Source organism: Leisingera aquaemixtae (genome assembly GCF_006740765.1).
GTDB lineage: Bacteria > Pseudomonadota > Alphaproteobacteria > Rhodobacterales > Rhodobacteraceae > Leisingera > Leisingera aquaemixtae.
Genome location: NZ_CP041159.1, coordinates 3036740 through 3060367, shown reverse-complemented (window position 1 = coordinate 3060367; position 23628 = coordinate 3036740). Strand labels below are relative to the sequence as shown.

Annotated in this window: 17 protein-coding genes, 3 tRNA genes, 3 rRNA genes and 1 pseudogene; 9 read left to right on the top strand and 15 right to left on the bottom strand. The window is 61.2% G+C overall.

The features are described 5' to 3' along the window. The 7 genes from R2C4_RS16730 (at nt 1) to R2C4_RS16700 (ending at nt 7004) form a co-directional block, all read left to right on the top strand. On the top strand, nt 1–735 hold the full coding sequence (locus R2C4_RS16730) for an NAD(P)-binding domain-containing protein (protein WP_141891487.1): 735 nt from the start codon (nt 1–3) through the stop codon (nt 733–735). Nucleotides 736–1541: 806 nt separating this feature from the next. After that, nucleotides 1542–3005 (top strand): 16S ribosomal RNA (locus R2C4_RS16725). A gap of 151 nt (nt 3006–3156) precedes the next feature. Then, nucleotides 3157–3232, top strand: a tRNA-Ala gene (locus R2C4_RS16720). Between the two features lie 25 nt (nt 3233–3257). After that, a tRNA-Ile gene (locus R2C4_RS16715) sits at nt 3258–3334 on the top strand. Between the two features lie 410 nt (nt 3335–3744). Further along, nucleotides 3745–6575, top strand: a 23S ribosomal RNA gene (locus tag R2C4_RS16710). Nucleotides 6576–6769: 194 nt separating this feature from the next. Next, nucleotides 6770–6884: ribosomal RNA gene (gene rrf / locus R2C4_RS16705) — 5S ribosomal RNA — on the top strand. The 16S, 23S and 5S rRNA genes sit together here with 3 tRNA genes alongside, the layout of an rRNA operon. A gap of 43 nt (nt 6885–6927) precedes the next feature. After that, nucleotides 6928–7004 (top strand) — tRNA-Met (locus tag R2C4_RS16700). 164 nt (nt 7005–7168) lie between these two features. Here R2C4_RS16700 and R2C4_RS16690 read toward each other — a convergent pair. The 13 genes and pseudogenes from R2C4_RS16690 to hmgA all read right to left on the bottom strand — a co-directional run bounded on the left by R2C4_RS16690 (nt 7169) and on the right by hmgA (nt 18781). Continuing rightward, entirely contained in the window at nt 7169–7465 is a 297-nt protein-coding gene (locus R2C4_RS16690) for a hypothetical protein (protein ID WP_141889230.1), read from the bottom strand. Then, nucleotides 7465–9093, bottom strand: coding sequence for an IS66 family transposase (tnpC, locus tag R2C4_RS16685; protein WP_141889295.1), 1629 nt, complete (start codon nt 9091–9093; stop codon nt 7465–7467). The genes R2C4_RS16690 and tnpC overlap by 1 nt, the downstream gene beginning before the upstream one ends. A 62-nt stretch (nt 9094–9155) precedes the next feature. Further along, complete coding sequence (tnpB, locus tag R2C4_RS16680; protein ID WP_141889229.1) at nt 9156–9503, bottom strand: IS66 family insertion sequence element accessory protein TnpB; 348 nt, start codon at nt 9501–9503, stop codon at nt 9156–9158. Continuing rightward, nucleotides 9500–9871, bottom strand: coding sequence for an IS66-like element accessory protein TnpA (tnpA, locus tag R2C4_RS16675; protein ID WP_141889228.1), 372 nt, complete (start codon nt 9869–9871; stop codon nt 9500–9502). The genes tnpB and tnpA overlap by 4 nt, the downstream gene beginning before the upstream one ends. 188 nt (nt 9872–10059) lie before the next feature. Next, nucleotides 10060–11219, bottom strand: a protein-coding gene (locus R2C4_RS16670; RefSeq protein WP_141889521.1) for an IS3 family transposase whose coding sequence is annotated in 2 segments (ribosomal slippage) — nt 10060–10961 and nt 10961–11219 — 1161 coding nt in all. Because the reading frame shifts where the segments join, the coding sequence is not laid out codon by codon here. Between the two features lie 91 nt (nt 11220–11310). Then, nucleotides 11311–11511 (bottom strand): annotated as a pseudogene (locus R2C4_RS16665) (transposase); the annotation flags it as partial. Nucleotides 11512–11813: 302 nt separating this feature from the next. Further along, entirely contained in the window at nt 11814–12446 is a 633-nt protein-coding gene (gene maiA, locus R2C4_RS16660; RefSeq protein ID WP_141891486.1) for a maleylacetoacetate isomerase, read from the bottom strand. Nucleotides 12447–12507: 61 nt separating this feature from the next. Then, nucleotides 12508–13050 carry a VOC family protein gene (locus tag R2C4_RS16655; protein WP_058286441.1) on the bottom strand — a complete coding sequence of 181 codons (543 nt, stop codon included), beginning with the start codon at nt 13048–13050 and terminating at the stop codon, nt 12508–12510. Next, complete coding sequence (locus R2C4_RS16650) at nt 13047–13265, bottom strand: DUF2783 domain-containing protein (protein ID WP_141891485.1); 219 nt, start codon at nt 13263–13265, stop codon at nt 13047–13049. The genes R2C4_RS16655 and R2C4_RS16650 overlap by 4 nt, the downstream gene beginning before the upstream one ends. A 5-nt stretch (nt 13266–13270) precedes the next feature. After that, nucleotides 13271–14881 (bottom strand): FAD-dependent oxidoreductase, encoded by a 1611-nt coding sequence (locus R2C4_RS16645; protein ID WP_141891484.1) that lies wholly within the window; start codon nt 14879–14881, stop codon nt 13271–13273. Nucleotides 14882–15030: 149 nt separating this feature from the next. After that, nucleotides 15031–15981: an MBL fold metallo-hydrolase gene (locus R2C4_RS16640; RefSeq protein WP_058286444.1), complete on the bottom strand. Its 951-nt coding sequence runs from the start codon at nt 15979–15981 to the stop codon at nt 15031–15033. Nucleotides 15982–16063: 82 nt separating this feature from the next. After that, nucleotides 16064–17320, bottom strand: coding sequence for a fumarylacetoacetase (fahA, locus tag R2C4_RS16635; protein WP_141891483.1), 1257 nt, complete (start codon nt 17318–17320; stop codon nt 16064–16066). 105 nt (nt 17321–17425) lie between these two features. Next, the gene (gene hmgA, locus R2C4_RS16630; RefSeq protein WP_141891482.1) at nt 17426–18781 is read right to left on the bottom strand and encodes a homogentisate 1,2-dioxygenase; all 1356 of its coding nucleotides are present in this window, start codon (nt 18779–18781) and stop codon (nt 17426–17428) included. Nucleotides 18782–18852: 71 nt separating this feature from the next. Here hmgA and R2C4_RS16625 point away from each other — a divergent pair, with 71 nt between their 5' ends. After that, on the top strand, nt 18853–19293 hold the full coding sequence (locus R2C4_RS16625) for a MarR family winged helix-turn-helix transcriptional regulator (RefSeq protein ID WP_141891481.1): 441 nt from the start codon (nt 18853–18855) through the stop codon (nt 19291–19293). 51 nt (nt 19294–19344) lie between these two features. Continuing rightward, nucleotides 19345–20577, top strand: coding sequence for an adenylate/guanylate cyclase domain-containing protein (locus R2C4_RS16620; protein ID WP_141891480.1), 1233 nt, complete (start codon nt 19345–19347; stop codon nt 20575–20577). 18 nt (nt 20578–20595) lie between these two features. Here R2C4_RS16620 and R2C4_RS16615 read toward each other — a convergent pair whose 3' ends face one another. Then, the gene (locus tag R2C4_RS16615; protein WP_058286447.1) at nt 20596–21405 is read right to left on the bottom strand and encodes a division plane positioning ATPase MipZ; all 810 of its coding nucleotides are present in this window, start codon (nt 21403–21405) and stop codon (nt 20596–20598) included. A 170-nt stretch (nt 21406–21575) separates the two neighbouring features. Next, nucleotides 21576–23612, bottom strand: coding sequence for a DEAD/DEAH box helicase (locus tag R2C4_RS16610; RefSeq protein ID WP_141891479.1), 2037 nt, complete (start codon nt 23610–23612; stop codon nt 21576–21578). Nucleotides 23613–23628 lie beyond the last annotated feature (16 nt).

Here is a 23628-nt window from a genome sequence, read left to right as displayed (position 1 = left end):
ATGCGCCTGGGGTTTCTGGGGTGCGGCGCTATCGCTTCTGCAGTGGTGCGGGGGCTTGCCGGCAAGGGGCACCGGATCACGGTGTCAGAGCGCAGCCGGGCCCGGTCAGCAGCATTGGCTGCGGAATTCGGCGACGTCACCGCTGCCGCCAACCAGGCGGTGGCCGATGCCAGCGACGTCGTGTTCCTGGGCCTGATGGCAGAGGCGGCTGAAGGCATCCTGTCCGGGCTGGTATTCCGCGAAGATCAGCAGGTGATCTCCTTCATGGCCGGTGCTGGTTTGGCCCGGGTCGCAGAACTGGCGGCACCGGCGCGCGCAGCGGCTGTGATGATGCCCTTTCCGGGGATTGCACAGGGCGGCTCTCCTATCATGGCGCTGGGAGACACTGGCCTGGTTGCGCGCATCTTTGGCCCTTCGAACACGGTATTTGCCTTGAGGGACGAGGCGGAGCTGAATGCCTACCTGTGTGCCCAGGCTGTGTTGTCGCCGGTTGCGCGCATGGTGAATGACGCCGCCGGCTGGCTGGGAGGCCGGGTCGAAGACCGGCAGCAAGGTGAAGCCTTTTTGCGCATGCTGATCACAAGCAGCCTGCAACAGACTGCCTGTACAGACCTGATTGAGGCGTTGAATACGCCTGGCGGCTACAATCAGCGCCTGCGCCTCCATATGGAGGATGCGGGCATGGGGCGGGATCTCGTTGCGGGGTTGGACATGCTTGAGGGCGGCAAGCCGTGACGTGATCAGGCGGCGTTTTGGCTGCCCTTTTTGTTTTCGGCTGTGCGCTGTTTGTCCTTTGGCCGGTTTGGCCCGGGCGATTCCGGGCGGGCGGAGGGGGTTTGGGGGTGTTTGGTGCGATTCCGGGGTGGTGAGTCTGTGGATAAGGGGCGCCGAGTCTGTGGGTAAGTGGCGCGGGGGGCTTTTCCGGGGTGTTTGGGGCGGTTTGCGGGGCGGGGGTGGGGCGGAAAGAGGGTCAGGGGTGCTGACTTTGTTTTTGTGTAAGTTGTTGATTTTGTTGGGGGCGTGATTTTTCTTTGCGGAATTCTGCGTTTTTCTGAATTTTGGGGTTGCGGGTCTGCGGGGGTATCCGTAAAAGCCCCCTCACCGGCGGCGCTGAGGCGCTGCTGAGACACACCGGACGGGACGCTGAGCCAGACAGGGCGACGCGGTAACGGATCGGGAAACACACTGGAGAGACGGTGGGACACGCTGGAGAGACGGCGGCATCTGAGGGTTTGAAGAGGCGGGCGCGCCGGAAGATTGGCGCATCGGTCTGGTTTTTGGCCTCTGGGTGTTTGCTCTTTGACATTGATGGATAACTGAAGAGATATGCGGGCGGTCACGGTTCATTTCGATGGATCAGACTTCTGTATATCGCGCCACTAGGGTTCCGGCCCGATGATGTGGTGTCAGCTTCACTGTTTGTTCGGCTTTCGGTGCCTTTGGTACTGAAGCACAGACAAACAGAGACTTTCATCAGGATTAGCCTCCTGGTGAAGATGTGCAGAGGTTCGAACGTCAAGGATACGCTTTAACGAGCGTTTCAACTTGAGAGTTTGATCCTGGCTCAGAACGAACGCTGGCGGCAGGCCTAACACATGCAAGTCGAGCGCGCCCTTCGGGGTGAGCGGCGGACGGGTTAGTAACGCGTGGGAACGTGCCCTTCTCTAAGGAATAGCCACTGGAAACGGTGAGTAATACCTTATACGCCCTTCGGGGGAAAGATTTATCGGAGAAGGATCGGCCCGCGTTAGATTAGGTAGTTGGTGGGGTAATGGCCTACCAAGCCTACGATCTATAGCTGGTTTTAGAGGATGATCAGCAACACTGGGACTGAGACACGGCCCAGACTCCTACGGGAGGCAGCAGTGGGGAATCTTGGACAATGGGCGCAAGCCTGATCCAGCCATGCCGCGTGAGTGATGAAGGCCTTAGGGTCGTAAAGCTCTTTCGCCTGTGATGATAATGACAGTAGCAGGTAAAGAAACCCCGGCTAACTCCGTGCCAGCAGCCGCGGTAATACGGAGGGGGTTAGCGTTGTTCGGAATTACTGGGCGTAAAGCGCGCGTAGGCGGACTGGAAAGTTGGGGGTGAAATCCCAGGGCTCAACCCTGGAACTGCCTCCAAAACTCCCAGTCTTGAGTTCGAGAGAGGTGAGTGGAATTCCGAGTGTAGAGGTGAAATTCGTAGATATTCGGAGGAACACCAGTGGCGAAGGCGGCTCACTGGCTCGATACTGACGCTGAGGTGCGAAAGTGTGGGGAGCAAACAGGATTAGATACCCTGGTAGTCCACACCGTAAACGATGAATGCCAGACGTCGGCTAGCATGCTAGTCGGTGTCACACCTAACGGATTAAGCATTCCGCCTGGGGAGTACGGCCGCAAGGTTAAAACTCAAAGGAATTGACGGGGGCCCGCACAAGCGGTGGAGCATGTGGTTTAATTCGAAGCAACGCGCAGAACCTTACCAACCCTTGACATCCTCGGACCGCCAGAGAGATCTGGTTTTCACTTCGGTGACCGAGTGACAGGTGCTGCATGGCTGTCGTCAGCTCGTGTCGTGAGATGTTCGGTTAAGTCCGGCAACGAGCGCAACCCACATCCTTAGTTGCCAGCAGTTCGGCTGGGCACTCTAAGGAAACTGCCCGTGATAAGCGGGAGGAAGGTGTGGATGACGTCAAGTCCTCATGGCCCTTACGGGTTGGGCTACACACGTGCTACAATGGCAGTGACAATGGGTTAATCCCAAAAAACTGTCTCAGTTCGGATTGTCGTCTGCAACTCGGCGGCATGAAGTCGGAATCGCTAGTAATCGCGTAACAGCATGACGCGGTGAATACGTTCCCGGGCCTTGTACACACCGCCCGTCACACCATGGGAGTTGGGTTTACCCGAAGGCCGTGCGCCAACCTTTCGAGGAGGCAGCGGACCACGGTGAGCTCAGCGACTGGGGTGAAGTCGTAACAAGGTAGCCGTAGGGGAACCTGCGGCTGGATCACCTCCTTTCTAAGGATGATGCTAGCATCACGGAGCTTGCTCCTGATCGTGCATCACTTAGCAGAAGACCAGCAAACAAAGCTGGTCGCATACGGACCGGACCGTCCTCATATCTCTTCAGAAAACATCGGATGCCTGCCCGGCAGGGGTCCAAAAGCAAGGGGCCTTAGCTCAGCTGGGAGAGCGCCTGATTTGCATTCAGGAGGTCAGGAGTTCGATCCTCCTAGGCTCCACCACTCATGCAAACGGCCCGGACAATATGGGTCGGTAGCTCAGGTGGTTAGAGCGCACGCCTGATAAGCGTGAGGCCGGAGGTTCAAGTCCTCCTCGACCCACCACTTCCCCGGAAGTGGCCATATGGAAGAACATATCTTCAAGCAGTTGCTGACTGTTTGAACGTCTGTTCTTCAGACGCACACATTGACATCGTTAAGAGAGATACAATCAACAATACTGTTGGCGCCCCGCGTGAGGGGAGAGCCTCAGTGAGGTGCCGATCTTCTTCGGAAGTGACGCGAGCCTGTGCACATGCCCCTTTCCTCGGGCATCCACGGGTCTGCCTGGCTGAAAAAACAGTGTTGTCCAAGTCAAGTACACTAACCCGCATGATCGCACGATCATGCAACAAGTTCTCAACCACCGACATGGTTGAGAGCGGGATAGTTTGCTTTTTGGTTCAGAAATAGAGGCGCCGGTTTCTTACCAGCTTCCGGTGCCGCGGCAGTTTGCACTGTCTCTTTCTGGATCAAATCAAGCGCGAGAAGGGCGTTTGGTGGATGCCTTGGCAGTAAGAGGCGATGAAAGACGTGATACCCTGCGATAAGCTTGGGGGAGCCGGGAATAGGCTTTGATCCCAAGATCTCTGAATGGGGGAACCCACCTGAAAGTTTGTTATAATAGCCGCAAGGCTGCTTATAATGGGCTTAACCAGGTACTTAAGGACTGAATACATAGGTCTTTAAGAGCAAACCCGGGGAACTGAAACATCTAAGTACCCGGAGGAAAGGACATCAATAGAGACTCCGTTAGTAGCGGCGAGCGAACGCGGACCAGCCGAGCCTGATGAGTGACCAGAATGCGTTGGGAAACGCAGCCAGAGCGGGTGACAGCCCCGTATGGGAAGCTCTGAGGGACGTATTAAGTAGGGCGGGACACGTGAAATCCTGTTCGAAGACCGGAGGACCACCTCCGAAGGCTAAGTACTCCTTACTGACCGATAGCGAACCAGTACCGTGAGGGAAAGGTGAAAAGCACCCCGGCGAGGGGAGTGAAACAGTACCTGAAACCGAACGCCTACAATCAGTTGGAGGCCCCTTGAGGGCTGACAGCGTACCTTTTGTATAATGGGTCATCGACTTGGTCTCACGAGCAAGCTTAAGCCGCTAGGCGGAGGCGCAGCGAAAGCGAGTCTTAATAGGGCGCATGAGTTCGTGGGATCAGACCCGAAACCGAGTGATCTAGGCATGGCCAGGCTGAAGATGCGGTAACACGCATTGGAGGGCCGAACCCACATCCGTTGAAAAGGATCGGGATGAGCTGTGCCTAGGGGTGAAAGGCCAATCAAACTCGGAGATAGCTGGTTCTCTGCGAAATCTATTTAGGTAGAGCGTCATCCGAATACCCCGGGGGGTAGAGCACTGGATGGGTAATGGGGCCCCACAGGCTTACTGATCCTAACCAAACTCCGAATACCCGGGAGTACTAGATGGCAGACACACGGCGGATGCTAACGTCCGTCGTGGAGAGGGAAACAACCCTGACCTCCGGCTAAGGCCCCCAATTCATGGCTAAGTGGGAAAGCAGGTGAGACGTCCAAAACAACCAGGAGGTTGGCTTAGAAGCAGCCATCCTTTAAAGATAGCGTAACAGCTCACTGGTCTAATTAAGATGTCTTGCGGCGAAGATGTAACGGGGCTCAAGCCATGAGCCGAAGCCGAGGATGCACATAGTGCATGGTAGCAGAGCGTAGTGTGACATAGTTCCATGCGTCCTTACTTTCCTCCGGGAAAGATTGGACGCAAGGAGCTTTCGATGAAGCCGGGGCGTGAGCCATCCGGTGGAGAGATCACTAGCGAGAATGATGACATGAGTAGCGACAAAGAGTGTGAGAGACACTCTCGCCGAAAGTCCAAGGGTTCCTGCTTAAAGCTAATCTGAGCAGGGTAAGCCGGCCCCTAAGCCGAGGCCGAAAGGCGTAGGCGATGGGAACCACGTTAATATTCGTGGGCCAGGAGGATGTGACGGATCGTGAGGGTAGTTCATTCTTATCGGATTGAATGGGCTGCTGATCGGTTCCTGGAAATAGCCCTCCATCAGACCGTACCCTAAACCGACACAGGTGGACTGGTAGAGAATACCAAGGCGCTTGAGAGAACGATGTTGAAGGAACTCGGCAAAATACCTCCGTAAGTTCGCGAGAAGGAGGCCCGGGTTCAAGGCAACTTGGATCCGGGGGCACAAACCAGGGGGTGGCGACTGTTTATTAAAAACACAGGGCTCTGCGAAGCCGCAAGGCGACGTATAGGGTCTGACGCCTGCCCGGTGCCTGAAGGTTAAAAGGAGGGGTGAGAGCTCCGAATTGAAGCCCAGGTAAACGGCGGCCGTAACTATAACGGTCCTAAGGTAGCGAAATTCCTTGTCGGGTAAGTTCCGACCTGCACGAATGGCGTAACGACTTCCCCGCTGTCTCCAACATCGACTCAGCGAAATTGAATTGCCTGTCAAGATGCAGGCTTCCCGCGGTTAGACGGAAAGACCCCGTGCACCTTTACTACAGCTTCGCACTGGCATCAGGATTGTGATGTGCAGGATAGGTGGTAGGCATCGAAGCCGGAACGCAAGTTCCGGTGGAGCCTCCCTTGAGATACCACCCTTCGCACTCTTGATGTCTAACCGCGGTCCGTTATCCGGATCCGGGACCCTGCGTGGCGGGTAGTTTGACTGGGGCGGTCGCCTCCTAAAGAGTAACGGAGGCGCGCGAAGGTTGGCTCAGAGCGGTCGGAAATCGCTCGTTGAGTGCAATGGCAGAAGCCAGCCTGACTGCAAGACTGACAAGTCGAGCAGAGACGAAAGTCGGCCATAGTGATCCGGTGGTCCCGCGTGGAAGGGCCATCGCTCAACGGATAAAAGGTACGCCGGGGATAACAGGCTGATACTGCCCAAGAGTCCATATCGACGGCAGTGTTTGGCACCTCGATGTCGGCTCATCTCATCCTGGGGCTGGAGCAGGTCCCAAGGGTACGGCTGTTCGCCGTTTAAAGAGGTACGTGAGCTGGGTTTAGAACGTCGTGAGACAGTTCGGTCCCTATCTGCCGTGGGTGCAGGATACTTGAGAGGAGTTGCCCCTAGTACGAGAGGACCGGGGTGAACGATCCACTGGTGGACCAGTTGTTATGCCAATAGCAGTGCTGGGTAGCTATGATCGGACAGGATAACCGCTGAAGGCATCTAAGCGGGAAGCCCCCCTCAAAACAAGGTATCCCTGAGGGCCGTGGAAGACCACCACGCCGATAGGCCGGAGGTGTAAGCGCAGCAATGCGTTCAGCTGACCGGTACTAATCGCCCGATAGGCTTGATTTGATCCAGTAACAGACAGTGTTACGAAAACCAAACAAGCAAACCATCCCAAAAAAACACGGACAACGTTGATTGTACTGCCTTCCGCTTTTGGAAACGCCTCCTGACACAACAGGGGGGCGGCAACGCATGTTTACTGCGTAAACACGCTGCCTGCCGCCAAATCCAAAAGCCGAAGGCTTTTGGATTTTTCTTGGTTTGGTGGCCACAGCACAAGTGAAACACCCGGTCCCATCCCGAACCCGGAAGTTAAGCACTGTCGCGCCGATGGTACTTGGGCTCAAGCCCTGGGAGAGTAGGTCACCGCCAAACCTAGTAAAATCCAAAAACTCTCTAATCGATCAATAACACCTGTCGCGGGATGGAGCAGCCAGGTAGCTCGTCAGGCTCATAACCTGAAGGTCGCAGGTTCAAATCCTGCTCCCGCAACCATCGTTTCCGACCAAGCCCCTGCAAACAGCGGGGGCTTTTTCGATTCAGGGCTCCCCAAAGCCATCAGCCCCGCCAATTCCCCAACAAGTTCAAGCTGATGACCGCCCGGCGCTGCACCGTCCGGAACCATCCGCACCTCCGAAATCAAAGTAAGCGCCCGATTTTTACCGCAGCGGTTGATTGTTGACGCGGGCGATGATGCCGGGCTCAGCGACGAAGTCTTCGAGGAAGCTGTGCCATGCCTCAACGGACACTCGTGCTGATGCCAGCATGTCGCGCAATTCGTCGATGCCCTCGTCGGTCAGCGCCGTAATGTAGTCGTCCCGTCCGATGTGGACGCTGACGATGTTGCCGTAGGAGAGGTTGTCGTCGTTGCTGACGATGGCCTCGAGAAGTCCAGGATCCTCGCCCAGCAGGCTGGCGACATGGGCGATGGAGCAGACGTAGGTCGTCGCTGCCATCACGCAGCCTCGCTGCGGCTCTGATCTGCCGGCTTCCAGTTCCAAGGGAGCAATTCGGCCAGCCGGTTGACCATGTGATCGTGGATACGGTCCAAGACATCTGCGAGGTAGGCCTGCGGATCGAGGCCGTTCATCTTTGCCGTCTCGATGACGGTCATGGCGCGGGCGAGCGTTTCACCGCCGGTATCCGAACCCGCGAATAGCCAGTTCCGCCTGCCAACGCCAATGGGCCGCAGCGCGCGCTCGGCGGGATTGTTGTCGATGGCCACGCGCCCGTCCTCCAGAAACAGCGTGAATGAAGCCCAACGGCTCAGCCCGTAGCGGAACGCCTTGGCCAGATCACTCTTACCGGGAATACGGGTGAGCTGCCTTTCGGCCCAGTCCCGGAACGCATCAACCTTGGGCTTGCTTTCCTTTTGGCGCACGGCCAGCCGCAGTTCGGCAGGCTTGCCGCTGATTTCTCGTTCGATGTCGTAGAGCTTGCCGATACGGTCGAGCGCCTCGCGCGCGATTGCGGATTTCGTCGCGGTCCAGACATCGTGAAAGTCGCGGCGAAGATGCGCCCAGCACGCGGCCTCCCGGAACTGGCTCTTGCCGTCCAGGTCCGCGGCATAGAGCTTGGCATACCCCTTGTAGCCATCAGCCTGGAGAATGCCGCTGGTCTCGCCAAGATGGGCGAGGACATGCTCTTCCTTCCAGTCCGGGGCAAAGTGATAGACCGCACCGGGCGGGGCCGTGCCCGCCCATGGGCGCTGATCCCGGACATAGGCCCAGATCCGGCCTTTCTTGACGCCCTTTCCGAGCCCCTTGTCGCGGCGGCCGCGATCGAGAACCCGGATGGGCGTGTCATCTGCGTGCAGAAGATTGCTGGCCATGATCTCGGCCTCGATCTTCTCGATCAGCGGCGCCAGCGCCTTCATTGCCCCGCCGCACCAGTCGACCAGGGTCGTGTCCGGGATGTCTGCCCCCATGCGGGCGAAGATCTCGTTCTGACGATACAACGGCACGTGGTCGTCGAACTTCGAGGTCAGCACATAAGCCAGAAGGTTCGGGCCCGCCATGCTCCGTGGGATCGGACGGCTGGGTGCCGGGCTTTGAACCATACGCTCGCAGCGCCGGCAGGATTTCTTGATACGCGCGATCTCGATGACCTTCAGCTGGGCTGCAATCATGTCGATCAGCTCGCTGACATCCTCCCCGACCACACGCAGATCGCCCCCGCAATCCGGGCAACTGTCGCCGGGGTCAAGCTCGCGGCGTTCGCGCGGCGTGTCCTGCGACACCTTCGGACGGCGGCGCCTCGACTCCCGCGGTTCGGCTGGTTCCGGGGTCTGGTTGTCCGTCTCCGGCTCATCGTCGCCCTCCGGCGGCAGTTCATCCGCCTCGGCGAGCGCAACCTGCAGGTCCTCCAGCGCCAGTTCCAGTTGCTCGATCTCCCGCTCGATCTTTTCCGAACTGGAGCCGAATTTCTGCTTCTGCAATCTGGCAATCCGGACGCGCAGCGCCTGAACCAGCAGATCATGCGCCCGCAAACTGGCGGACATCTTCTGGTTTTCCGCCTGCAACGCGGCGATCATCGCCTTCAGAACGGCGGGATCATTGGGGAGAGGCGTGGCTTCTACGGACATGGTGGTGGATACCATTCTCCAAGGTCGGACGCCATAAAAACAAACGATTCCAGGGAGATAAATCAGCCCGTCCGGGCTGGTGGCGCGCCCCAATCCGGCCTGCGCCAGTCGATCCCCTCCCAGAGCATGGCCAATTGAGCGGCGGTCAGACGCACGCTGCCATCCGTCGCCGCAGGCCATGGGAAACGACCCTTCTCCAGGACTTTGTAATACAGGCAAAAGCCCTGGCCATCCCAATACAGAAGCTTCACCCTGTCGCCGCGGCGCCCTCGAAACGCGAACACGGCACCGTTCGATGGCCGCTGCCTCAAGACATCCTGCGCGATCGCTGAAAGCCCCGCGATACCTTTGCGCATATCAGTGTGACCGCAGGCCAGGTAAACGCGAATGCCGGTTCCCGGGCCGATCATGCCGCCTCCACCGCCTGGATCAAACGGGTCAGCACCGCCGCATCCACATGGGCATCGACCCGCAAGCTGCGACCATTGCGTAGAACCACCTCAATCAACGCCAAGCTCGCTTCAGGGGCGCACGCTTCCTGCGGTTCCGGCGGCGACGTAATATCGACGGGCAGGAATAGCGTCGCGTCGTCTGGCGTCAGAAGCCCCTTCCTCCTCAGCTCGTATCGCCAGGCATAGATCTGCTGCCGCCTGATCTCGTGGCGCTGTGCGACCTGCGACACGGTCGCGCCGTTCACCCCGACCGAAAGCACAATCGCCAACTTCTCGTCGTCACTCCAGCGGCGCCGACGCTCCAAGCCAAGAATTTCGCCCCGCACAGCTGCCTCCCTCCCTGTAGGAGACGTCATTAAAGACGTCTTTATGGACGTTTCTTACCAATCTCCAGGACACACGAGCAGGCGGTTCAAATCGGGCGGTTACAAATCAAAGCCCGCAGCGACGCCGTCGCCTCCCGCCGCACCTCTGGTGCATTCAGGGCGTGACCTGCCCCCCGCTGGTCCCTCGTTCATGAGGAGAGTCTGCGGGTTTGGTTTTGGTAATCGTCGGTCTCGGGCTTGGCAAGCGCGGCAGGCGCGGAGCCCTCAAATAGCTCAAGCGCCTGCCGCGCTTGCATTGGCGTTCTGTTCCCCAGCGAAGAATGCGGCCTGACGTTGTTGTAATCGTAGCGCCACAGCGCCAGCTTGCGGCGGGCATCGTCCAGGGTATCGAACAGCTCTTCATTGAGAAGCTCGTCCCGCAGGCTGCCGTTGAATGACTCGATAAAGGCATTCTGCTGCGGTTTTCCGGGGTCGATGTAATGCCAATCCACCCCGTTCCTGTCGGCCCATTTCAGGATTGCCTGGCTGGTGAATTCCGTCCCGTTGTCGCTGACAATGCAAGCGGGTTTTCCGTAGATCCGGACGAGCGCGTCCAGCTCCCGGGCAACGCGCTCTCCTGAAATGCTGGTGTCTGCCGCCAGGCACAGGTTTTCCCGGCAGCAGTCGTCATTCACGGCCAGGATGCGAAACTTCCGCGCCGCGCCGAAGCTGTCTGCCAGGAAATCCAGGGACCAGCGCTGGTTGGGCTGTGTGGCTTCGGGCATCGGCGTTCTCGAGCCCCGGGCGCGTTTGCGGCCCCGCCGCCGTTTCACTGCAAGACCCTCCTCCCGGTAGAGGCGGTAAAGCTTTTTGTGGTTCATGATCATGCCTTTTCGCTCAAGCAGCACGCCGATCCGCCGGTAGCCGAACCGGCGGCGTTTGCCAGCGATCTCCTTCATCTCCTGGCGGATCTCAGGATGGTCCGGCGGGCGTTCGCGCCGGACCGTCTTGGGGTCGACACCGACAAGCCGGCAGGCCCTGCGCTGCGAGATGTCATGATCCCGCATTGCATTGAGCGCTGCCTCTCGCCGCTCTTTCGGTGTCGTCAGCTTTTTCCCAGCAGGTCTTTCAAAACCACGTTGTCGAGCATCGTGTCTGCCAGCAGCCGCTTCAGCTTGGCATTCTCATCTTCCAGCGCTTTCAGCCGCGCCGCCTCCGATACCTCCATGCCGCCATACTTGGACTTCAGCTTGTAAAAGGTCGCCGGGCTCAGCCCATGCCGGCGGCACACCTCCGCCGTCGGCATCCCGGCTTCCTGCTCTTTGATCATCCCGATGATTTGCGCCTCGGTGTAACGGCTCTTACGCATTCGTCTGCTCCTACATAGGTTGGGCAGACTCTACATCATGGTGAGGGATTTCGCGGGGGGCAGGTCAGGGCCTTTGCTGATCCCTCCAACTCTTCAGCTTCGCGTTCTCAACCTCAAGCGCTTTCAGCCGCTTGGCCTCGGACACCTCCATGCCTCCGTACTTCGAACGCCACTTGTAGAACGTGCCATCGCTGATGCCGTGCTTCCGGCAGAGCTCCTTGGCGCCTATCCCGGCTTGGTGCTCCTTCAGGATGCCAATAATCTGCTCTTCGCTGAATCGGCTTTTCCGCATCGTCTGTCTCCTCGTGTGGAGAGCAGGCTAACTTCAAACCGCGGACTTCTCAGGGGAGCACGTCACGGGACACTGATACACCCGGCACACGCGTCTGTGCGCCGATCACCCGTTTCTCGTCTTCAGACCAATTGCGCCTGCGCCGCTTCGCCATATTCAACCCCGATAGTGTCCACTTGTTCGCTAATGGACATTATCCATCACTAACGACCGCCGTCAGTGCGGGCAGACCGGACGGTTGCAGCCCGAACGAAGCCCCGGACAGAACAGAACTGGAGCGCCGAGGCGGCAGAACCGGGGCGTCAGGAATTCTGGTCCGGATGCGCGGCTGCAAACGCGGGATGGTCCGCGCAGACGGCCTCCACTGCGCAGATCCGCGGCAGGTCCGAGAAATCCGCCTCCCAGCGGCGGGCGTTATACAATTGAGGCATCAGGCAGATGTCCGCCAGCCCCGGCGCGCTGCCGGTGCAAAAGGGGGTCTGCTCGAATCCGGCCAGCAGAACCTCAAACGCTTGCAGGCCGGGGCGGATGAAATGCTGCATCCAAGCCTTGGGCATATCCGGCGCGCCGCCGCTGAGGGCGGTTGCGTGTTTGGCCACCTGCAAGTTGCAGACCGGGTGCACATCTACCGCTACAGAGTGTGCCAGCGCCCGCGCCAGAGCGCGCTGGCCCGGGTCCTGCGGCAGCAGGCCAAGCGCCCGTGTTTCGTCCAGATAGTCGAGGATCGCCAGCGACTGGGTAAGCCGCAGGCCGTCGATCTCCAGCACCGGGACAAATCCCTGCGGGTTCCGGGCCAGGTGGTCCGGGCTTCTGTGTTCGCCCTTGACCAGATCGACCGGGACAGTGGTGTAGCCGATCTCCGCCAAATTCAACGCGATGCGCAGCCGGTAGCTGGCTGACGAGCGCCAATAATCATAAAGAACCGTGCGGGTCATCCGCGTCCTCCCTGTTGTGAAAAGGCAGCCCTTGGGGCTGCCTTCCACCGTTTGTGCGGGCTCAGCCCTTGTTCAGTTCCTTGGCGTGCAGCCAGTCGGCGTGTTTCGGTGCCTTCTTGGTCTTCGACCACTCCTCCAGCATCTCCCACTTCACCGCGTCCAGCTTTTCAAGCAGTGCGTCTTCCGCGGGATCGGGGCAGGCGAGCTCCACCCGGTGGCCGTTCGGGTCAAAGAAATAGATCGAGTGGAAGATGGAATGGTCGGTGACGCCCAGCACCTCGACGCCATTGGCCTCCAGATGCTCCTTGAACTGGATCAGGGTGTCGCGGTCCTTGACCTTGAAGGCGATGTGCTGCACCCAGACCGGCGTGTTGCGGTCGCGGTCCATCTCCGGCTTGGTCGGCAGCTCAAAGAAGGCCAGGACGTTGCCGTTGCCAGCATCCATGAAGATATGCATGTAAGGATCGGGTTCATGCGTCGATGGCACGTGGTCCTCGGCAATGGCCAGGACGAAGTCCATGTTCAGCATCTTGTTGTACCACTCGACTGTCTCTTTGGCGTCTTTGCAGCGGTAGGCGACGTGGTGAATCTGTTCGATTTTCAAGCGGTGTCCTCCCCGGGGTTCAGCGCGGCCGCGGCCAGCGCCTGTTTCAGGATTGCGCGTTTTCCAATGTGGTTGGCGAGCACCAGCACCAGGCGTGCGTTCAGGGCATCGCTTTCGGACCTGCTGAGGCCCTCGTGCGCTGCCAGCAGATCTGCATAGAAATCGTCGGCGCGCTCGGTGTTGGCGGTCAGGATCAGCTGATCGGTTTGTGTCATGGTGATCATTCCTTGCCGATGGCCCGGCGGATTGCGTGCCGGAACTGGTTTTCATCAAAGGCAGGCCGGCGGGCGGCCACGTGCTGGTCCGGGCGGATCAGGTAGATGCCGCTTTCATGCTTGCCCAGGTAGCGCTGCTGCAGCGCCAGCGTCTTGTCATCCTTGATCGACAACGCCAGGCGGGTGACCTCGATGCCTTCCTCCACGATCACGTCCGGCGCGTCGGCGTCTATGGTCAGCAGCACGAACTTGTCGCCCAGCTTATCCAGCAGGAACCCGTCGCCAAGCGGTGCGTCGGGGCAGGGGGAGCCGGGGCGGGTGCGGTCCGGCCCGTCGAGCGCATCCGCCGAGTTCAGCGGTGAGCCGTCATAGGTGCAAGGCACCGACAGGCGGCCGGAGTTCACCAGGGGACGTGCGAATTCATACTGTTCCGACAGGTCCAGGACTGCGTCGCGCAGCACCCGGCTGATCTCTGATTTCGGAGTGATGAAATCGGTGGAGCGCGAGGAGTTGAGAATGTTCTCATCCGCCCCGTGAATGCGCTCGGCGTCATAGGTGTCCAGCAGGCTCTCCGGCGCCTTGCCGTCCATCACCAGCTTCAGCTTCCAGCACAGGTTGTCGGTGTCCTGCAGGCCGGAGTTGGCGCCGCGGGCGCCGAAGGGGGAGACCTGGTGCGCAGCATCGCCAGCAAAGATCACCCGGCCGTGGCGGAATTTCTCCATCCGGCGGCATTGGAAGGTATAGATCGAGACCCACTCCAGCTCGAATTTTACATCCTCGCCTAGCATCGCCTTGAGGCGCGGGATCACGTTTTCCGGGCGTTTCTCGCGCTCCTTGTCGATGTCCCAGCCCAGTTGCAGGTCGATGCGCCAGACCCCGTCAGGCTGCTTGTGCAGCAGCGCCGACTGGCCCTTGTTGAAGGGCGGATCGAACCAGAACCAGCGTTCGGACGGGAAATCCGCTTCCATGATCACATCGGCAATCAGGAAGTTGTCCTCGAACACCCGGCCGACGAAATCCAGGCCCAGCATCTGCCGGGTGGGCGAGCCCGCGCCATCGCAGGCAATCAGCCATTCGGCCTCCAGCGTATAGGAGCCTTCGGGCGTGTCGATTTCCAGCACCGCGTGGGTGGGGTGGGTGCCGATGGCAGAGACCTTGTTGCGGCCCCGGATTTCGATCGGCGCGCCCTGCTCTTGCAGCTCGCGCACCCGGTTCACCAGGTATTCCTCGAAGTAATACTGCTGCAGATTGATAAAGGCAGGGCGTTTGTGGCCCTCTTCCGGCAGCAGGTTGAACTCATAGACCTGGCGGTCGTCGAAGAACACCTTGCCGGTGTTCCACTGCACGCCCTTGTCGACCATCGGCTGGCCGCAGCCCAGCCGGTCAAGGATCTCCAAGGGCCGCTTGGCAAAGCAGATCGCGCGGGAGCCGAAGCTCACCTTGTCGTTGTCGTCCAGCACCACAACTTCGGTGCCCTGCTGCGCCAGGTCGATGGCGGCAGCCAAGCCAACCGGGCCCGCCCCGATGACCACCACCTTGCGGCGCACGGGCGAAGAGGCGTCTTCATCCGCATGGCGCTTGTAGGGGTACAAAGGGACTTCAAAGATCTTCTTCATCTGGTCTCCTCCCAAATTCCGGGTGCCGTCAGGCACAGCTCTACCCTTTCCCGGCAGGAGCCGGCCGGGAGCATGGTCTAGCGTCTCACAGGTTCTGCCGGGGCGACACGATCTGGATCAAACCGCCCCGGGTGCTAAATTGCCGGGGCTCAGCCCTGCAGGGCCTCCCACATCTCCAGATCGCGCTGAGCGGTCCAGATCCGCGGGGTGTCGATGCCGCGGGCCTCGTCAAAGGCGCGGGCGACGTTGAAGGGCAGGCAGTGCTCATAGATCGCATAGTCTGCAAACTTCGGATCGCACTCGGCGCGAACCGCGTCCCAGGCTTCCTTCAGGGTGCCGTTGCGCGCCGCCACCTTAGCCGCCGGGCGGTAGGTGCTTTCGACGAAATCGCGGGTGTTTTCGATGGCGGCGTTGACCATCTCCTTGCCGACCAGCGCGTCGCCGCGGCCCGGGGCAATGGCATCAACGTCAAAGGCCTTGATGTTGTCGAGCGTGCTGCCCCAGTCGCCGAAATGGCCATCGCCGCAATAGCAGGCAGAGTGGTATTCGACGATGTCACCGGTGAACATCACGTTCTGATCCGGCACATGGATCACGATGTCGCCCGCGGTGTGGGCGCGGCCCAGGTGCATCAGGTCAACCCGGCGGTTGCCGAGGTAGACAGTCATGTCATCCGAGAAGGTGGTGGTCGGGTATGTCAGCCCGGGAATGCTCTCATGGCCTTCGAACAGCCGCGGGAAGCGCTGGAATTCGCTGTCCCAGTCCTCCTGCCCGCGTTCCACCACCATGGCGCGGGCGGCGTCACCCATGATAACCTGCTGCGCGCCAAAGGCAGAGGCGCCCAGCACGCGGACGGCGTGGTAATGCGTCAGCACCACATGGGTGATCGGCTTGTCGGTGACAGAGCGCACGCATTCGATCACCTTGTTCGCCAGCCGCGGGGTGGCCTGCGCCTCTACGATCATTACGCTGTCATCGCCGATGATCACGCCGGAGTTGGGATCGCCCTCTGCGGTGAAGGCATAAAGGCCCTCGCCCACCTCAGTGAAGGAGATTTTCTTTTCGCTCATGTCCCCTTGGGACGCGAATGCCTTGGCCATGTGTCAGTCCTTTCAGCGGTGCGCCAGAGGCAAGTGCGGGAGCCTCCGGCGGAGATATTTGGGGCAAGAGGAAGAGCGGTGCTTACCTCTTGAACGGATCGTCCAGCGCGGGCAGAACCCTGCCCGTGCAGTCACCGAACCCGATGGTGTAGCCATCGCCTTTGGCCGCGCCTTTCAGGGTCAGCGTGTCGCCATCAGCGATGAAGGAGCGCTCCTCGCCGGTTTCCAGCGTCAGCGGCTCCTTGCCGCCCCAGCTGAGCTCCAGCAGAGAGCCGCGGCTGTCCTTGGTGGCGCCGGAAATGGTGCCGGAGCCCAACAGGTCGCCTGCGTTCATCGGGCAGCCAGAGGTGGTGTGATGCGCCAGCTGCTGCGCGGCGGAGTAGTACATTTCTTTGTAGTTGGTCCGCGCGATGGTGGTCGCTTCCTTGCCTTCCGGCGCCATGGTGACTTCCAGATCGATGTCATAGAGCATCGGGCCGCAGTCCTTCAGGTGGTCCAGCAGTTCCACCTCACGCTCCGGCGTGCCGCAGCGGAACGGCTCCAGCGCCGGCTTGGTCACGATCCAGGGAGAGATCGTGTTGGCAGTGGCCTTGGCCTGGAACGGCCCCAGCGGCTGATACTCCCAGGCCTGGATATCGCGCGCCGACCAGTCGTTCAGCAGCACGTAGCCAAAGATGTTGTCATCCGCTTCCTGCACGGTGATCGGGCCATCGGACGGCGTGCCGACAATCGCACCCATCTCCAGCTCGATATCGAACCGCGCGCAGGGCGCCCACCGCGGCTTGTCATCATTCGGGCCTTTCAGCTGGCCCCAGGGACGGCGCACATCTGTGCCGGACACCACCACGGACGACGCCCGCCCGTTATAGCCGATCGGGATGTGCAGCCAGTTCGGCGGCAGCGCGTTCTCCGGGCCGCGGAACATGGTGCCGACGTTAAACGCGTGGTTTTTGCCCGCGTAGAAGTCGGTGTATTCGCTGACCGCAAAGGGCATGTGCAGCTCGGCGTCCGCGGCGGCAACCAGCAGGGGTTCCACCTTGTCCTGCTCGGCGGCACCCTCGGACAGCAGCGCGGTCAGACGGTCGCGCAGCGCCGCCCAGACAGCCGGGCCTTCCTCCATCAGGTCGTTCCAATAGGGGACGTCGAACAGCGGCGCATCGCCCAGCTGGATCAGCCCGGCTTCCTCGGCGGCTTGCATGTCCAGGATCATATCGCCGATAGCCACGCCGCAGCGCGGATCATCGCCATCAACGGAAAACACACCATAGGGCAGGTTGTTCAGCGGGAACGGGTGGTCCGCATCATTGGCCGAGGCCACCCAGGATTTCAGCAGAGGCATAGCGTCTCCAGTTTCCGGATCCGAAGATCCTTTTCATCTTTCCGGAAATACTCCGGGGGTGAATGGGCCGGTCAGGCCCAGAGGGGGCAGCGCCCCCTCACCGTTTCATTTCAGGCCGGGCGTGCCGTCGAACTTTTTCTCGATGTCGCTCCAGCAGTCGATGTAGTCATCCTGCAGCGGCGCGTCCTTGGCTGCAAATGCGGTCAGATGCTGCGGGAAGCGGGTCTCGAACATGAAGGACATGGTGTTGTCCAGCTTTTCAGGGCCGAGATTGGAGTTTGACGCGCCTTCAAAGGCGTTCTTGTCCGGCCCGTGCGGCAGCATCATGTTGTGGAGAGACATGCCGCCCGGCACGAAACCTTGCGGCTTGGCGTCGTACTGGCCGTAGATGTTGCCCATCAGCTCCGACATGATGTTCTTGTGGTACCATGGCGGGCGGAAGGTGTTTTCGGCCACCATCCAGCGTTCGCGGAACAGCACGAAATCAATATTCGCGGTGCCCGGCACGCCTGACGGCGCGGTCAGCACGGTAAAGATCGACGGGTCCGGATGGTCGAACAGGATCGCCCCCACCGGGCAATAGGTGGTCAGGTCGTATTTGAAGGGCGCATAGTTGCCGTGCCAGGCGACCACATCCAGCGGCGAGTGGCCGATTTTGGTCTCGTGGAACTGGCCGCACCATTTGATGGTCACGGTCGAAGGCGTCTCGCGGTCCTCGAACGCCGCCACCGGCGCCTTGAAGTCCCGCGGGTTGGCCATGCAGTTGGCACCGATCGGGCCGCGGCCCGGCAGTTCGAACTTCTGGCCGTAATTCTCGCAGACAAAGCCGCGGCAGGGGCCTTCCAGAACCTCGACCCGGTACACCAAACCGCGGGGAATGATGGCGATTTCCTGCGGTGCCAGGTCGATGATGCCCAGCTCGGTCGCAAAGCGCAGGCGTCCCTCCTGCGGCACCACCAAGAGTTCGGAGTCGGCGGAGAAGAAATAGCTGTCCACCATCGACTCGGTGACCAGATAGATGTGGCTGGCCATGCCGACCTGGGTGTTCACGTCGCCCGCGGTGGTCATGGTGCGCATGCCGGTGAGCCAGGTCAGCCCCTGATCGGAATGCGGCACCGGATCCCAGCGGTACTGGCCCAGCGAGATCACGTCCGGATCGACACAGGGCGCCGACTTCCAATGCGGCAGGTCGATTTTCTGATAGCGGTGCGAATGCTTCACCGAGGGGCGGATCCGGTAGGTCCAGGTCCGCTCCGGCGGGTCGGCGGTAAAGGCGGTGCCGCTCAGCTGTTCGCCGTAAAGGCCATAGTTGCATTTCTGCGGGCTGTTCATGCCCTGCGGCAAGGCGCCGGGCAGCGCCTCGGTTTCAAAGTCGTTGGCAAAGCCGGGCATATAGCCCTCGTTCGGCCCCGCAAGCGAGGGAGCCTGGATCATTTCATGGGGATCGGCTGGCCGATTCATCGCGCGTTTCTCCTATCACTGCTTGCGGAATATTAGTTGTTTTTGTAACTAACAAGGGAGAGAGGACGCAAATGACCGAGAAAGATGACTTCACTCTGCAGGATTTCCTGCCTTTTCTGCTGAACCGGGCGGCCGAGGAAAGCTCGCTGGGGTTCCAGCGCCACTACAAGGACCGCTATGGTATGCTGCGCACGGAATGGCGGGTGCTGTTCCATCTGGGCAACTATGGCCAGATGACCGCCAAGGAGATCGGCGAGCGGGCCAAGATCCACAAGACCAAGATCAGCCGTGCGGTCGCCAAGCTGGCAGAGAAACGGTTTGTGACCCGCACCCGGGATGAAAACGACCGCCGGGCAGAGCATTTGACCCTGACCCCGGCGGGGCAGTCCGCCTACCGGGAACTGCGGGATGTGGCGCAGGAGTTCGATTCCAAGCTGTGCCGCCAGTTCACGACCGGCGAGGTTGCGATTTTGCGGTATATGCTGCGCAAATTAGCAGGCATCGGCCCGTAGACATTGCTGGGTGCAATGCCCAGATATGGCAGCGGAATTGAAGGTGAAACCATGATACAGATTGATGTCAATTCGGGACCGCTGATTGCCTGGCTGATGGAACAGGGACTGCACGGGGCGCAGCAGCAGGATCTCTTGCAGGGCTATTGCCAGCGGCTGTGCGATGCGGGCGTGCCGTTGTGGCGTTTCCATCTGGCGCAGCGCGCCTTTCACCCGAAATTCGGCGGCATCGGTTTTAACTGGACCCGGGCCGACGGCCTGTCTCACCAGCATTACGAATACCGCGAGTCCCCGCGCGAGGAATGGCTGCGCAGCCCCTTCTACCACATTCTGGATCAGGAGCTGGACGAGTTCCGCGAGAAACTCGAAGACGGCGCGCCGGAGGAATTCCCGCTGCTGCCGGAGCTGCGGGAACGCGGGGCAACGGATTATTTCGCCAAGGGTGTGCGGTTTTCCCCGCCCGAAGCCGGGCCGAACGACCCCAGTCATCCGCAGGAGGGCATGCTGGTCTCTTGGGCGACAGACCGCCCTGGCGGCTTTTCAAGCCGCGAGCTGGACCTGATCCGTACCACCCTGCCGCATCTGGGGCTGGCGCTGAAATCCTCCTCCAACCGGCAGATGGCCAGCGACCTGCTGCAGGTCTACCTGGGCCGCGATGCCGGCCGCCGGGTGCTGTCGGGCGAGATCCAGCGCGGTTCCTCGCAACAGATCGACGCGGTGATCTGCCTGTTCGATCTCAAGGGGTTTACCGAACTTTCCGAGCGGCTGCCCGGAACCGAGCTGATCGACATGCTGAACGGCTATTTCGGGCTGGCGGTGGAAACCATCCAGGCGCATGGCGGCAACATCCTCAAGTTCATGGGAGACGGCATGCTGACCATGTTTAATCTGGGCAGCATCGAGGAAGACGCCCATGCGGCGTTGGCCGCCGCCAATGAGCTCTGCGGCAAGATCCGCGCCTGCAACACCGAACGCGAGGCGCAGGGCGTGCCGACCGCAGGCTTTACCTTGGCACTGCACGCGGGCACCATCCTCTATGGCAATATCGGGGCGGAGAGCCGGCTCGACTTTACGGTGATCGGCCAGGCGGTGAATCAGACCGCCCGGATCGCCGGGATGCACCGGTCGGTCGGCCAGAACATCATCATGTCCGAGGATGTTAAGCTGGCCGCCAGGGGCACCAACCATGATCTGGTGTCGCTGGGCCGCTACATGCTGCGCGGGGTGGCCGAACCGATGGAGCTCTACACGATCAACCGCGGCAACTGCGGCTGTTCCGGCTGAGGTGCCGCCGGGGCGGGGTCAGATGCTGACCTCGACCCCCGGCAGGTTCACTTCCTTCATCATATCGCGCAGCTCCTGCCGGGCGGCGATGTTGGAGATGTTCAGCTGCTTGACGCCAACATCCTTGAGGTCCAACAGCGTCAGCCCGCGCGGGAACAGTTCGCGGAAGATCACCCGCTCCGAGAACCCGGGCGCCACGCGGAAGCCGATGCGCTTGGACAGCATCTTGATGGCACGCTCCATCTTTTCCTTGTTGACCATACGCTGGGTGCCGACCCGGTTGCGGATCACGATCCAGTCGATCGGTTTGAGACCGGCCTGCGCCCGCAGCTGGCGGGCGTTCCAGACCATTTCTGAATACACGGACGGGCCGGTGATCGTCTCGCCCTTCTGGTCCACATGGGCCAGCAGGTCGAAATCGACGAAGCTGTCGTTCAAGGGCGTGATCAGCGTGTCCGCCAGCGAATGTGCCACCTGGCTCAGGCGCGTGTGCGAGCCGGGGCAGTCGATCAGGATGAAATCATGGCCCGGCTCCAGAGCCGAGACCGCTGCCGAAAGCCGGTGGTCGTAGATGTTTTCACCCGGCTGCAGGCCGGCCGGGTCGATCTCCGGCAGCTCATGCATTTCGACCATCGGCAGTTCCAGCCCCGCCTTGGCGCAGAAATCCTGGCGGTTTTCCAGATAGCGCCCCAAGGAGCGCTGCCGCAAGTCCAGGTCCAGCGCCGCCACCTTGTGGCCCAGCCGGGCCAGAGTGGTTGCCACATGCATGGAGACAGTCGATTTGCCCGCGCCGCCCTTCTCGTTGCCGACGACAATGATATGCGCCATGTACAGGTCCCTTCGCTCGTGCTTTGGTGCACGTCTTTAGCTTTGTGCCCCTGTATAGGCTCTGGATTCGGCCAAGAAAAGTGGTGCGCGCAGGCTGGTGAATTTAGGGTTAGCGCCCATTAAATCCGCAACACTGGCCCAGCGGATTTAACGGGCACCAAGGCCGGGCTTCACCGGTGCTTTGCAGGCCCGGAGGGGCTGCGCTTGGGGCGTGCATCGCCGCCCTTGCCGCCCTTCCCTGTCTGGGGTGCCGCCGCGCGCGCCTTGTTCTTCTTGCTGTTCGGCTTGCCCGCCGGCGGTTTCGGCCCCTTGGCTTTGAACGGCTTGCCTGCGGGCGCGCCGGGCCTTGCCATCCGCTTGGAGGGATCGGACGCGCCCTTGGGCTTGGCTGTCACGGCCGGCTTGGGTTTACTGGGGCGGGTCTCCGCGCGCGGCTCCCGCCGCTCGTCCCGCGCCGGTTTATCTTTCCACTCCTTGCGCGGCGGACGGCTGTCTTCCCCGGCTTCAGCCTTGCGGCGGTAGGGCTTCGGGCCGTCTTCCTTGCCGCGGTGGGGCATGGGCTTGCGGTCGCCCTTGAAGCCGCCCTTGGGCCCGCCAGGCCCGCGGCGCGGAGCAGGGGCCAGGTCAGGCGCCTCGGACAGCCGGGTCAGCACGGCGCCCGGTTCCAATTCGGTCTTGCCGCCCAGCGCCTTCAGGAAGCCGTTAACAGCGCCCTCGCTGATTTCGGCAAAGGTTTCATTGTCCTGCACCCGGATTGCACCGATGGCGTCGCGGTCGATATTGCCGGCCTTGCACAGCATCGGCAGCACCTTGCGCGGGTCGGCACCGGCCTCGCGGCCGCCGGACAGGGAGAACCAGACGGAGGGGCCAAAGGCTTTGCGTTCCTTGCGCTCCTTGCGTGGCTCTTCCTCACCTGCCGGGCGCAGATCCTCTGGCGCCGAATGGCGGCTGCGGAACAGGCGCAGATAGGTGGCGGCGATTTGCTCGGCCGAGAAATTGTCCAGCAGGGTCTGGACACCGGCCTGCTCGTTCTCCTCAACGGGCTGCTGCCAGACCGGATCGGCCAGCATCCGCTCTTCATCCCGCGCCAACACATCATCGGCAGAGGGCGCTTCGCAATGTTCGGCGGTCAGTTTGGCCCACTTCAGCAGGCGCAGGGCCTTGGCGCGCGCCTTGGGCGGCGCGATCAGCGCGCTGACGCCCTTGCGGCCCGCGCGGCCGGTCCGGCCGGAGCGGTGCAGCAGCGTTTCGTGGTTCGAGGGCAGTTCCGCATGGACCACCAGCTCCAGCCCCGGCAGGTCGATGCCGCGTGCCGCCACGTCGGTGGCCACGCAGACCCGCGCGCGCCCGTCGCGCATCGCCTGCAGCGCGTGGCTGCGCTCGGTCTGGCTCAGCTCGCCCGACAGCGTCACCACCGGCAGACCGCGGTTGGTCAGGCGCGCCGCCAGACGGTTCACCGCCGCGCGGGTGTTGGCAAAGACGATGGCGCTGGGCGCCTCATAGTAGCGCAGCACGTTGATGATGGCGTTTTCCGCGTCCGCTTGCGCCACGCTCATCAGACGGTATTCGATATCCGCGTGCTGCTTGGTCTCGCCTGCGGTCTTGATCCGCATCGCGTCGCGCTGAAAGGTCTCGGCCAGGCTGGCAATCGCCGGCGGCACGGTGGCGGAGAACAGCAGGGTGCGGCGGTCTTCGGGTGCTTCGCCCAGGATGAACTCCAGGTCCTCGCGGAACCCAAGGTCCAGCATCTCGTCGGCCTCGTCCAGCACCACGCCGCGCACCTGGCTCAGATCGATGGAGCCGCGCGCAATGTGGTCGCGCAGCCGCCCCGGGGTTGCCGCGACAATGTGGGCACCGCGGGCCAGCGCCCGGCGCTCATCGCGCATATCCATGCCGCCGACGCAGGAGGCAATCACGGCGCCCGCCTCGCGGTAAAGCCAGCTCAGCTCGTGCTTCACCTGCAGCGCCAGCTCGCGGGTCGGGGCAATCACCAGCGCCAGCGGCGCCGCGGCCTCGCCGAACGCCTCATCCTCACCCAGCAGATCCTGAGCCAAAGCCAGGCCAAAACCGACAGTCTTGCCCGATCCGGTCTGTGCAGACACCAGCAGGTCGCGCCCTTCCACGTCGGGCTGGGTCACAGCCTCCTGCACTTGGGTCAGGGTTTCATATCCGCGCTCTTGCAGTGCGTTGGCCAGGGCTTGTTTCACGAGGGGGCTGTCTTTC